General features: G+C 72.0%; 8 protein-coding genes. 4 read left to right on the top strand and 4 right to left on the bottom strand.

Annotated elements, in window-relative coordinates:
* Positions 1–247 precede the first annotated feature (247 nt).
* Positions 248–1567, top strand: coding sequence for a fumarylacetoacetase (fahA, locus tag ACFYOU_RS18905; protein ID WP_391306950.1), 1320 nt, complete (start codon positions 248–250; stop codon positions 1565–1567).
* 81 nt (positions 1568–1648) lie between these two features.
* On the opposite strand, the gene recQ is transcribed toward fahA, so the two are convergent.
* On the bottom strand, positions 1649–3763 hold the full coding sequence (gene recQ / locus ACFYOU_RS18900; protein ID WP_391307238.1) for a DNA helicase RecQ: 2115 nt from the start codon (positions 3761–3763) through the stop codon (positions 1649–1651).
* Positions 3764–3954: 191 nt separating this feature from the next.
* Between recQ and ACFYOU_RS18895 the strand changes: the two genes are divergently transcribed.
* The 3 genes from ACFYOU_RS18895 to ACFYOU_RS18885 all read left to right on the top strand — a co-directional run bounded on the left by ACFYOU_RS18895 (position 3955) and on the right by ACFYOU_RS18885 (position 6822).
* The gene (locus ACFYOU_RS18895) at positions 3955–4539 is read left to right on the top strand and encodes a TetR family transcriptional regulator (RefSeq protein ID WP_391306948.1); all 585 of its coding nucleotides are present in this window, start codon (positions 3955–3957) and stop codon (positions 4537–4539) included.
* A gap of 124 nt (positions 4540–4663) precedes the next feature.
* Complete coding sequence (locus tag ACFYOU_RS18890; protein WP_391306946.1) at positions 4664–6067, top strand: MFS transporter; 1404 nt, start codon at positions 4664–4666, stop codon at positions 6065–6067.
* Complete coding sequence (locus tag ACFYOU_RS18885; RefSeq protein WP_391306944.1) at positions 6064–6822, top strand: SDR family oxidoreductase; 759 nt, start codon at positions 6064–6066, stop codon at positions 6820–6822. The genes ACFYOU_RS18890 and ACFYOU_RS18885 overlap by 4 nt, the downstream gene beginning before the upstream one ends.
* A gap of 91 nt (positions 6823–6913) precedes the next feature.
* Here ACFYOU_RS18885 and nuoN read toward each other — a convergent pair whose 3' ends face one another.
* From nuoN to nuoL, 3 genes are read right to left on the bottom strand one after another with little or no spacing between them, the layout of a single operon-like run.
* Positions 6914–8563 (bottom strand): NADH-quinone oxidoreductase subunit NuoN, encoded by a 1650-nt coding sequence (gene nuoN, locus ACFYOU_RS18880; RefSeq protein WP_391306942.1) that lies wholly within the window; start codon positions 8561–8563, stop codon positions 6914–6916.
* The gene (locus ACFYOU_RS18875; RefSeq protein ID WP_389768481.1) at positions 8560–10131 is read right to left on the bottom strand and encodes an NADH-quinone oxidoreductase subunit M; all 1572 of its coding nucleotides are present in this window, start codon (positions 10129–10131) and stop codon (positions 8560–8562) included. The genes nuoN and ACFYOU_RS18875 overlap by 4 nt, the downstream gene beginning before the upstream one ends.
* A 4-nt stretch (positions 10132–10135) precedes the next feature.
* Positions 10136–12034 (bottom strand): NADH-quinone oxidoreductase subunit L, encoded by a 1899-nt coding sequence (nuoL, locus tag ACFYOU_RS18870; RefSeq protein WP_391306940.1) that lies wholly within the window; start codon positions 12032–12034, stop codon positions 10136–10138.
* Positions 12035–12045 lie beyond the last annotated feature (11 nt).

Here is a 12045-nt window from a genome sequence, read left to right as displayed (position 1 = left end):
CCCGGGCAACGGCTCGGGCAGCGCCCCGGGCAGCGCTCGGGGCGACGGCCCGGAGCACCACGGACGCCCCTGCGGTCCCTCACCGCGGCGTCCGGCGGCCCATCGGCGCATGCCCGGACGGCAGACCCGAAGAACCGGAATCCGGTCGGCCGACCGATCGGGCACCGCGAGCCCTTCCGTCACTGCCCCCGCACCACCACGGGGACGTAACGTGTGCCCCAACCACACGGAAAGTGAGGCAGCAGCGATGCCCGACCCCCACGAGCACACCCCGCTCGACCGTCCCCAGGGCGACCCCCTCGACCTCGCCGCGGGTGACCCCTTCGGTCCGCACAACCTTCCGTACGGTGTCTTCTCCCCGCCCGCGTCACCCGCCTCCCCCACCGCCCCGGAAGGCGCCGGCGCCCCGGACGAACGCCGGGTCGGCGTGCGCCTCGGGAACCACGTGCTCGACGCCGGGGCGGTCGCCGCCGCGCTCGGTTCGCCCTACGTGTCGCTGCTCGCGCGGCCCACCCTCAACCCGCTGCTCGCGGCCGGACGCACCGCCTGGAGCGACGTCCGGCGCGCGCTGACCGCGTGGGTGACCGTGCCGGCGCACCGGGAGACCGTACGACCGCTGCTGTACCCGCTGTCCGAGGTGACGCTGCACCTGCCGTTCGAGGTGGCGGACTACGTCGACTTCTACGCGTCCGAGAACCACGCGCGCAACGTCGGACGGATCTTCCGCCCCGACGCCGAGGACTCCCTGACGCCCAACTGGAAGCACCTCCCGATCGGTTACCACGGCAGGTCGGGCACCGTGGTGGTGTCCGGGACCGACGTGGTCCGGCCGCAGGGGCAGCGCAAGGGTCCCGACGATCCGGCGCCGGTGTTCGGGCCCTCGGTGAAGCTCGACATCGAGGCCGAGGTCGGGTTCGTGGTCGGCGTCCCCTCCGCACAGGGTTCCCCGGTCGCCCTCGGGGACTTCCGCGAGCACGTCTTCGGACTGTGCCTGCTCAACGACTGGTCGGCGCGGGACCTCCAGGCATGGGAGTACGTGCCGCTCGGCCCGTTCCTGGGCAAGTCCTTCGCCACCTCGGTCGCCGCCTGGATCACCCCCCTCGACGCCCTCGACGACGCCCGGACCGCCCCGCCGCCGCGCACCCACGCACTGCTGCCCTACCTCGACGACTCCCCCGAGGCGTCCGGCGAGCCGGGCGGTCAGGAGCCCGGCGGCTACGACCTGCGCATCAGCGTCGCGATCAACGGCCGGACCGTCGCCGAACCGCCCTTCGCCACGATGTACTGGACGGCCGCGCAGCAACTCGCCCACATGACGGTGAACGGCGCCTCGCTGCGCACCGGCGACCTCTACGGTTCCGGGACCGTCAGCGGCCCGCGGCCCGACCAGCGCGGCTCCCTGCTGGAGCTCACCTGGAACGGGCGGGACGCGCTGGACCTCCCCGACGGCCCGCGCACCTTCCTGCGGGACGCGGACGAGGTGACCCTCACCGCCTGGGCCCCGGGTCCGGACGGCGTCCGGGTCGGCCTCGGCGAAGTGCACGGACGGGTCGTCGCGGGCGGCTGAACGGCTCCCACCGGCTCGGCCGCGCGGCGGACGGGAGCAGCGCGCCCCGCCGGGCGGCCGACCGGGCGGTCAGCCGGGCGGTCACCAGCCGAGGTCGTCCGGCTCCTCCGGCTCGGCGCTCCAGTCGAACGCGTCGTCCGCGGCGGAGGACGCGACGGCTTCCCGGGCGGGGGCCCGGGTGGCGGCCCGCGCGCCCGACGGCGCTCCACCGGCGTCCGGAGCCGGTCCGGCGGGGGCTGCCGGGGCCGACGGACCCCCGCCGTCCGGCGCGCCCGCGCCGGTGGACGCGCCCGCGCCGGCTGAGCCGCCCGCGCCCGCCGCCGCCAGGACACCGAGCACGCCCTCGCCGTAGGTCGCGAGCTTCTTCTCGCCCACGCCGCCCACGCCGCCCAGCTCCGCGACGGTCGTGGGGGCGAGCGCAGCGATCTCCCGCAGGGTCGCGTCGTGGAAGATGACGTACGCCGGCACGCCCTGCTCCCGCGCCTGCTCGGCCCGCCAGGCGCGCAGCGCCTCGAAGACCGGCAACAGCTCCGGGGCGAGGTCGACGGGGGCCTTCGCCTTGCGTTCGCCGGCCGGCGCCCGGGCCGCCCGGGAGGTGGGCCGCTCGGACTCCTTGCGCAGGGGCACCTTGCGCTCCCCGCGCAGGACCGGCCCGCTCCCCTCGGTGAGCACCAGGGTGCTGTACTCGCCCTCGACCCCGATGAGTTCCATGGCGAGCAGCTGCCGCATGACCCCGCGCCACTCGGCCTCGCTCAGGTCCTCGCCGATGCCGAACACCGAGAGCTGGTCGTGGTCGAACTGGATGACCTTGGCCGTCCGGCGCCCCCGCAGGATGTCGACCAGATGGACCGCCCCGAACTTCTGTCGCCGCTCGCGGTCCAGCCGGACGATGGTCGACAGCACCTTCTGCGCGGCCACCGTGCCGTCCCAGGTCTCGGCCGGGGTCTGGCAGGTGTCGCAGTTGCCGCAGCTCTCCTGCTCGGGTTCCTGGCCGAAGTACCGCAACAGCCGCGCCCGGCGGCACTCCACGGTCTCGCACAGGGCCAGCATCGCGTCCAGATGGGCCCCGGCCCGGCGGCGGAACGCCTCGTCGCCGTCGCCGGACTGGATCATCCGGCGCTGCTGGACCACGTCGTTGAGCCCGTACGCCATCCAGGCCGTGGACGGCAGCCCGTCCCGGCCCGCGCGTCCCGTCTCCTGGTAGTAGCCCTCGACGGACTTCGGCAGGTCGAGGTGGGCGACGAACCGGACGTCGGGCTTGTCGATGCCCATGCCGAAGGCGATCGTCGCCACGACGACCAGGCCGTCCTCGCGCAGGAAGCGGGACTGGTGCTCGGCGCGGGTACGGGCGTCGAGACCCGCGTGGTACGGGACGGCGGCGATGCCGTTGCGCACCAGGAACTCCGCCGTCTTCTCCACCGAGGCGCGCGACAGGCAGTACACGATGCCCGCGTCGCCCGCGTGCTCCCGCTGGAGGAAGGACAGCAACTGCTTGCGCTGTTCGGCCTTCGGCACGATCCGGTACTGGATGTTGGGCCGGTCGAAACTCGCCTCGAAGTGCTTGGCCCGGGGCATGCCGAGCCGTGCGGTGATCTCCTGGTGCGTGGCGGCGGTCGCCGTGGCCGTGAGGGCGACCCGGGGGACGTCGGGCCAGCGCTCGCCGAGCACGGAGAGCGCCAGGTAGTCGGGCCGGAAGTCGTGGCCCCACTGGGCGACGCAGTGCGCCTCGTCGATCGCGAAGACCGAGACCTCGCCGCGGGACAGCAGATCGAGGCTGGACTCCAGCCGCAGCCGCTCGGGAGCGAGGTACAACAGGTCCAGCTCGCCCGCGACGAACTGGGCCTCGACCGTCCGCCGCTCGTCGAAGTCCTGCGTGGAGTTGATGAAGCCGGCGCTGACCCCGAGGGCGCGCAGCGCGTCCACCTGGTCCTGCATCAGCGCGATCAGGGGCGACACCACCACGCCCGTACCCCGTCTGACCAGGGCCGGGATCTGGTAGCAGAGGGACTTGCCGCCACCGGTGGGCATGAGGACCACGGCGTCGCCACCGGCGACCACGTGCTCGATGACCTCTTCCTGGTCCCCGCGGAACGCCTCGTACCCGAACACCCGCCGCAGCGTGTCCAGCGCAGCACTGCGCTCACGCTCGGCCACGGCCGTCGTCTGTGCCCCCACCGTCTCCGTCACCCCGGTCACCTGATCCCCGTCCACCTCGTCCACCGCGTCCACCTCGACCACGCACCCCACGATAGGCGCACCCGCCGACAGCGTGACGAGTTATCCACAACCCGGCCGAAGCACGCGGTCCCCGACCACCGACCGATCACCGACCGATCACCGAGCAGCAATAATTGACCGATCGTTCCTGATACCCCTATGGTCATGCCGTGGCCAGGACCAAGGAATTCGATCCGGACGCCGCCCTCCAGTCGGCCCTAGAGCTGTTCTGGCAGCGCGGCTACGAGGCGACCTCGATGACGGACCTCGTCGAGCACCTGGGCATCGGCCGCGCCAGCATCTACGCGACCTTCGGCAACAAGCACGAGCTGTACCTGAAGGCGATGGACCGGTACGTCGAGCTGCGCGACCCGCCACTGCTCGCCGAACTGTCCCAGCCGGGCCCCGTCCTCCCGGCGGTACGGGCGGTGGTGCGGCGCTTCGCCGCGGAGGCCGCCGCCCCCGAGACCCGACGGAACGGCTGTTTCATCACCAACACCGCCGCCGAGCTGGCGTCGCACGACGCCGCGGCGGCCCACCGGGTCGAGCTCAGCTGGGAACACGTCGAGACCCCGCTGCACTCCGCACTGGTGCGGGCCCAGGCCCAGGGCGAGCTGCCCGCGGACCGCGATCCGCGGGCACTGGCCCGGCTGCTCTTCGTGATGCTCCAGGGCGTGCGGATCGTCGGCAAGGCGTCACAGGACCCGGCCCGGGTACGGGACGCGGCCGAGCAGGCGCTGACCCTGCTGGACTGAAACACGCCCCCCACCACCACCGCCCCACCTCACCCCGCCTCGACCACCCCACACCCACGCCACCCACGGAGACCCCGCACCCTGCCCGAATAATGGACTGATCGGTCAAAAATAGGGGGAGGACATGACCGTCACGGGCACCGCCCACCACGCCACCCACCAGAAGCAGAAGCAGAAGCAGAAGCAGAAGCAGCGATACGCCTTCGTCCTGCTCGGCAGCGTCCAGGCCACCCTGATCTTCACCTTCACCTCGATCTCCGTACCGTTACCCCTCATCGAGCGCGAACTCGACCTGCGCCACGCCGACTTGATCCTGCTCAACGCCGCCTACGGGCTGACCTTCGCCGGGCTCCTGCTCTGCGGCGGACGCCTCGCCGACCGCTACGGCGGGCGGCCCGCCCTCACCGCGGGCCTGGTCCTCTTCGGTGCCGCCTCGGCCGCCGCCCTCATCGCCCCCGGCCCGGGAACCCTGCTCGCCGCGCGCTTCGCGCAGGGCACGGGAGCGGCCCTGATCGCCCCCGCCGCCATGGCCGTGCTGCGCACCGTCTTCCCCTCCGCCGCCGCGTACGGCAGGGCGATGGCCGTCTGGGGCGGGCTCTCGGTGCTCGGCGCGACCGCCGGCAACCTGCTCTCCGGCGTCATCGCGACCCTGCTGTCCTGGCGCGGGACCTTCGCCGTACCGCTCGTGGTGGCGGTGGCCGCCCTCGTCCTCGCCCCCCGATTGCCGCTCGCCACCGCCCCGAGCCGGGGCCGGGCGCTCGACCTGACGGGCGCCCTGCTCGCCACCGCGGGCATCACCTCCACCAGTTACGGGCTCGTCGTCACCCACGCCCTCCCCTGGACGTCCGGCAGCGTGCTCGTACCGCTGCTCGGCGGGACCGCGCTCCTGGTCGCCTTCTGGTACGTCGAGCGCCGCGCCCGCGACCCGCTGCTGCCGCCCCGCTTCCTGCTCGACCGGCGCCGGGGCGCCGCGCTCGGGGCCATCGCCCTGAGCGCCTGCGGAACCTCACTGACCTTCCTGGTCTTCTCGCTCCACCTCCAGCAGGAGCGGGACTGGTCACCGCTGCGCACCTCGGCCGCGTTCGTGCCGTTCGCCGTCGTCCTGCTCGCCGCGGGCCGCGCGGCGAGGCCGCTCGTCGACCGGTACGGGGCCCGGACCGTCACCGCCGCCGGGCTGGGCACCGGCGCGGTCGGCCTCGCCCTCCTCGCCCTCACCGGGACCGACGCCCACGTCCCCTACGGCTACGGACTGCTGCCGGGCCTCGTCCTGCTGTCGGCCGGCGCGGCGGCCTCCTTCGCGGGGGCCGCGGTGCTCGCCACCGAAGGCGTGTCGGAGCAGCAGAGCGGGCTGGCGGGCGGCGTGCTGAACACCGCGATGGAGTTCGGCCCGACCGTCCTGTTCGCGCTCCTGCTCGCGCTCGGCGACGACGCCGCGTCCTTGGCCGCGACGGGGGCCGCGCTCGCCGCCGTCGCCCTCCTGAACCACCGCACCCGCTCGTCCACCACTTCCAAGGAGTCACCGCAATGAACCGTTTCCCCGGCAAGACCGTCCTCGTCACCGGCGCGGGGTCCGGCATCGGCCGCGCCGTCGCGCTCGCCTTCGCCGCGGAGGGCGCGTCCGTGGTCGTCGCCGGACGCACCGCGGCGCCCCTGGACGCGACGGTCGCCCTGATCGAGGCGGCCGGCGGCACGGCCGCCGCCGTCACCGTCGACGTCACCGACTCCGACCGGCTCCGCAACCTCGTGCGGGAGGGCGTCGCCCGCTTCGGCTCCCTGGACGTCGCGGTCAACAACGCGGGGATACTCCGCGGCGCCGTGCCCGTCGCGGAGGTGAGCGAGGAGGACTGGGACGCGGTGCTGCGGACCAACGTCACCGGCGTCTGGTTGGCCATGAAGCACGAGATCGCGCACATGCGGGAGAACGGCGGCGGCACCATCGTCAACGTCTCCTCCAACCTGGGCGCCCACCAGCGCATCCCGAACGCCGCCGCGTACCTCACCTCGAAGGCGGCGGTCTCCGCGCTGACCCGGGCCGCCGCGCTGGACCACATCCACCAGGGCGTCCGCATCGTCGCGGTCAGCCCCGGGGCCGTGGACGCCCCGATGTCGCTGCGGCCCGGCGAGACGGCGGCGGACCGTGCCGAGCGGATGAAGACGGAGAACCCGCTGGGCCGGGTCGCCCAGGCGGCGGAGGTGGCGGAGGCGGTGCTGTACCTCGCCTCGCCCGCGGCGGGTTCGGTGGTCGGCGCCGACCTGGTCATCGACAGCGGCGCCTCGGCCTGACCGTCCCCGGCGCCGTACCGGGCGGGGAACACGTCGACGGCCCGCCGGGGGGCGGGCCGTCGAGGTGTCGAGCCGGTGCGGGCCGGGCGGGTCAGCGCACGAACACCCCCGCCTGACCTGCGAGGTCGAGGAAGTACTGGGGGGCGACGCCCAGCACCAGGGTCACCGCGACGCCCACGGCGATCGCCGTGGAGGTCAGCACGGAGGGCACCGCCACGGTCGGCCCCTCGGGGTTCGGCTCGCTGAAGAACATCAGCACGATCACCCGGATGTAGAAGAACGCGGCGATCGCGGACGACAGCACACCGACCACGACCAGCGCCCCGGCGCCCCCTTCGGCGGCCGCCTTGAACACGGCGAACTTGCCCGAGAAGCCGGAGGTCAGCGGAATGCCGGCGAAGGCCAGCAGGAACACCGCGAACACCGCCGCGACCAGGGGCGAGCGCCGGCCGAGCCCCGCCCATTTGGACAGGTGCGTGGCCTCGCCGCCGGCGTCGCGCACCAGGGTGACCACGGCGAAGGCGCCGACGGTCACGAAGGAGTACGCGCCCAGGTAGAAGAGCACCGAGGAGACGCCCTCCGGGGACGCCGCGATGACACCCGCGAGGATGAATCCCGCGTGCGCGATGGACGAGTAGGCGAGCAGTCGCTTGATGTCCGTCTGGGTGATCGCGACGATCGCACCGCCCAGCATGGTGAGGATGGCGATGCCCCACATCACCGGTCGCCAGTCCCAGCGCAGCCCGGGCAGCACCACGTACAGCACGCGCAGCAGCGCGCCGAAGGCGGCGACCTTGGTGGCCGCGGCCATGAACCCGGTGACGGGGGTCGGCGCGCCCTGGTAGACGTCCGGGGTCCACATGTGGAACGGCACCGCGCCGACCTTGAAGAGCAGGCCCATGATCAGCATGGCCGCGCCGACGAGCAGCAGCGCGTCGTTGCCCATGGTCTCGGCGAGCGCGGGGGTGACCTCGGCGACGGTGCCGTCGACGACCTGGGCGATGGTGGCGTACGAGACGGAGCCCGCGTACCCGTACAGCAGGGCGATGCCGAAGAGGGTGAAGGCGGAGGCGAAGGCGCCGAGCAGGAAGTACTTGACGGCCGCTTCCTGGGAGATGAGCCGCTTGCGGCGGGCCAACGCGCACAGCAGGTACAGCGGCAGCGAGAAGACCTCCAGGGCGATGAAGAGCGTCAGGAGGTCGTTCGCGGCGGGGAAGACGAGCATCCCGCCGATCGCGAACAGGGCGAGCGGGAACACCTCGGTGGTGGTGAACCCGGCGCGGACCGCGGCCTTCTCGTTGTCGCTGCCGGGGGTGGCGGCCCCCTGCGCGGCGAAGGAGTCGACGCGGTTGCCGTGGGCGGCCGGGTCCAGGCGCCGTTCGGCGAAGGTGAAGACCGCGACGATCCCGGTCAGCAGGATGACGCCCTGGAGGAACAGGGCGGGGCCGTCGACCGCGATGGCGCCCATGGCGGCGATGCCCGCCTTGGTGGTGGCGTACCCGCTCGCGGCGAGCGCCACCACCGCGGCGAAGGCGGCGGCCAGGGCACCCACCGACAGCAGGAGTTGGGCGTGGTAGCGCGCTTTGCGCGGGACCGCGGCTTCCACGAGGATGCCGAGGACCGCCGCGACGATCACGATCAGGACGGGCGAGAGCTGCCCGTACTCGATCTTGGGTGCGTCGATCTTGTTGAGGGGATCGGCCGCTGTTGTCCACAGGCTGTGGACGGCTGATGCGTTCACTTGGCCGCCTCCACCTCGGGCTGGGGGTCCTTCTTCTGGACGTCGGACATGGTGTGCTCGACCGCCGGGTTGACGATGTCCGTGAGCGGCTTCGGGAAGACGCCCAGGAAGAGCAGCAGGGCGATCAGCGGGGTCACCACCACGAGTTCCCGCACTCGTAGGTCGGGCATGGACGCGACTTCCGGCTTGACCGGGCCGGTCATCGTCCGCTGGTAGAGGACGAGCACGTACAGCGCGGCCAGGACGATGCCGAGGGTCGCGACGATCCCGGCGGCCGGATAGCGCGAGAAGGTGCCGACCAGGACCAGGAACTCACTGACGAACGGGGCCAGTCCGGGCAGCGAGAGGGTGGCGAGACCGCCGATCAGGAAAGTCCCGGCGAGCACCGGGGCGACCTTCTGGACGCCCCCGTAGTCGGCGATGAGCCGGGAGCCGCGCCGAGTGATCAGGAACCCGGCGACGAGCATCAGGGCCGCCGTCGAGATGCCGTGGTTGACCATGTAGAGCGTGGCGCCGCTCTGGCCCTGGGAGGTCATCGCGAAGATGCCGAGCACGATGAACCCGAAGTGCGAGATCGACGCGTACGCGATCAGCCGCTTGATGTCGCGCTGGCCGACCGCGAGCAGCGCCCCGTAGACGATGCTGATCAGGGCGAGGACGATCACCACCGGGGTGGCCCACTGGGACGCCTCGGGGAACAGGCCCAGGCAGAAGCGGAGCATCGCGAAGGTGCCGACCTTGTCGACGACGGCGGTGATCAGCACGGCGACCGGTGCCGTGGACTCGCCCATCGCGTTGGGCAGCCAGGTGTGCAGCGGCCACAGGGGCGCCTTCACCGCGAAGGCGAAGAAGAAGCCGAGGAACAGCCAGCGTTCGGTGCTGGTCGCCATCTCCAGCGAACCGTTGGCGCGGGCCTCGGCGATCTCCTGGAGCGAGAAGCTCCCGGCGACCACGTAGAGGCCGATCACCGCGGCGAGCATGATGAGGCCGCCGGCGAGGTTGTAGAGCAGGAACTTGACCGCGGCGTAGGAGCGTTGGGTGGCCGCGGCCTTGTCGCCGCCCTCGTGGGCCCGGTCCCCGAAGCCGCCGATGAGGAAGTACATCGGGATGAGCATGGCTTCGAAGAAGATGTAGAAGAGGAAGACGTCGGTGGCCTCGAAGGAGAGGATCACCATCGCCTCGACGGCGAGGATCAGGGCGAAGAAGCCCTGTGTCGGGCGCCAGCGGGAGTTGTGGGTCTCCAGGGGGTCGGCGTCGTGCCAGCCCGCGAGGATGATGAACGGGATCAGCAGCGCGGTGAGCGCGATGAGGACCACGGCGATGCCGTCGACCCCGAGTTCGTAGCGCACCCCGAAGTCGCTGATCCAGGCGTGCGATTCGGTGAGTTGGTAGCGGTCGCCGCCCGGTTCGAAGCGGACCAGTACGGCGACCGCGAGGGCCAGGGTGGCCAGCGAGACGAGCAGCGCCAGCCACTTGGCGGCGGTGCGGCGCGCGGCGGGGACGGCGGCGGTGGCGATCGCACCGAGCGCCGGGAGCACCGCCGTCGCGGTGAGCAGGGGAAAGGACATGGCTTCAGACCGCCCTCATGAGCAGGGTCGCGGCGATGAGGACAGCCGCGCCGCCGAACATCGAGACCGCGTACGAGCGCGCGTAACCGTTCTGGAGTCGGCGCAGCCGCCCCGACAGTCCGCCGACGGAGGCGGCGGTGCCGTTGACGACCCCGTCGACCAGGGTGTGGTCGACGTACACCAGGGACCGGGTGAGGTGCTCGCCGCCGCGGACCAGGACGACGTGGTTGAAGTCGTCCTGGAGGAGGTCGCGACGGGCGGCGCGGGTGAGCAGGGAGCCGCGCGGGGCGACCACCGGAACGGGGCGGCGACCGTACATGACGTAGGCGACGCCGGCGCCGAGGACCAGTGCGACGACCGTGGCCAGGGTGACGGTCAGGGCGCTGAGCGGCGGGTTGCCGTGCTCGGTGTGGCCGATGACGGGCTCCAGCCAGTGCTGGAAGCGGTCGCCGATGCTGAACAGGGCGCCCGCGAACACCGAACCGAAGGCCAGGATGATCATGGGGATGGTCATCGAGCGGGGCGACTCGTGCGGGTGCGGCGGGTTGCCGTCCGCATCGGGCTGCCAGCGCTTCTCGCCGAAGAACGTCATGATCATCACGCGGGTCATGTAGAACGCGGTGATGACCGCGCCCAGCAGGGCCGCACCGCCGAAGATCCAGCCCTCGACGCCGCCCTTGGCGAACGCCGCTTCGATGATCTTGTCCTTGGAGAAGAAGCCGGACAGACCGGGGAAGCCGATGATCGCGAGGTAGCCGAGGCCGAAGGTGACGAAGGTGACCGGCATGTACTTCCGCAGGCCGCCGTACTTGCGCATGTCGACCTCGTCGTTCATGCCGTGCATCACGGACCCGGCCCCCAGGAACAGCCCGGCCTTGAAGAAGCCGTGCGTCACCAGGTGCATGATCGCGAAGGCGTAGCCCAGCGGGCCGAGCCCCGCGGCGAGCACCATGTAGCCGATCTGCGACATGGTCGAACCGGCGAGCGCCTTCTTGATGTCGTCCTTGGCGCAACCGACGATCGCACCGAACAGCAGCGTGACCGTGCCGACGATGGCGACGACCAGCTGCGCGTCCGGAGCCGCGTTGAAGATGGCGCCGGAGCGCACGATCAGATAGACGCCGGCGGTCACCATGGTCGCCGCGTGGATCAGCGCGGAGACCGGGGTGGGGCCCTCCATCGCGTCCCCCAGCCAAGACTGGAGCGGCACCTGCGCGGACTTGCCGCAGGCCGCCAGCAGCAGCATCAGGCCGATCGCGGTGAGCGTGCCCTCGGAGACCTCCCCGGTGGACGCCAGGACCGGCCCGAAGGCGAAGGTCCCGAAGGTGGTGAACATCAGCATGATCGCGATGGACAGGCCGATGTCACCGACCCGGTTGACCAGGAACGCCTTCTTGGCGGCGGTCGCCGCGCTGGGCTTGTGCTGCCAGAAGCCGATCAGCAGGTACGAGGCGAGGCCCACGCCCTCCCAACCGAAGTACAGCAGGAGGTAGTTGTCGGCGAGCACCAGCAGGAGCATCGCCGCGAGGAACAGGTTGAGGTAGCCGAAGAAGCGGCGGCGCCGCTCGTCGTGCTCCATGTAGCCGATCGAGTAGACGTGGATCAGGGTGCCCACACCGGTGATCAGCAGGACGAAGGTCATCGACAGCGGGTCGAGCTGGAAGGCGATGTCCGCCTGGAAGCCCTCGACGGGGATCCAGCTGAACAGGTGCTGGTGCAGCGTGCGGTCGTCGGCGCTCCGGCCGAGGAGGTCCGCGAACAGCACCGCACCGATGACGAACGACGCACCGGCGAGGGCCGTGCCGAGCAGATGGCCGGTGCGGTCGAGCCGACGGCCGCCGCAGAGCAGGACCGCCGCTCCGAGCAGGGGCGCCGCGACCAGCAGCGCGATCAGGTTCTCCACGATTCAGGGTC

This window comes from Streptomyces sp. NPDC005955, from assembly GCF_042871255.1.
Lineage (GTDB): Bacteria > Actinomycetota > Actinomycetes > Streptomycetales > Streptomycetaceae > Streptomyces.
Note: the sequence above shows the minus strand (reverse complement) of the source record. Positions and strands in the feature narration are given on the sequence as shown.

Bases quoted from the DNA above. Each gene is read 5' to 3' on its own strand.
- ACFYOU_RS18875 (WP_389768481.1), bottom strand. From the start codon at position 10,131: ATGTCCTTTCCCCTGCTCACCGCGACGGCGGTGCTCCCGGCGCTCGGT.
- ACFYOU_RS18885 (WP_391306944.1), top strand. From the start codon at position 6,064: ATGAACCGTTTCCCCGGCAAGACCGTCCTCGTCACCGGCGCGGGGTCC.
- ACFYOU_RS18890 (WP_391306946.1), top strand. From the start codon at position 4,664: ATGACCGTCACGGGCACCGCCCACCACGCCACCCACCAGAAGCAGAAG.
- fahA (WP_391306950.1), top strand. From the start codon at position 248: ATGCCCGACCCCCACGAGCACACCCCGCTCGACCGTCCCCAGGGCGAC.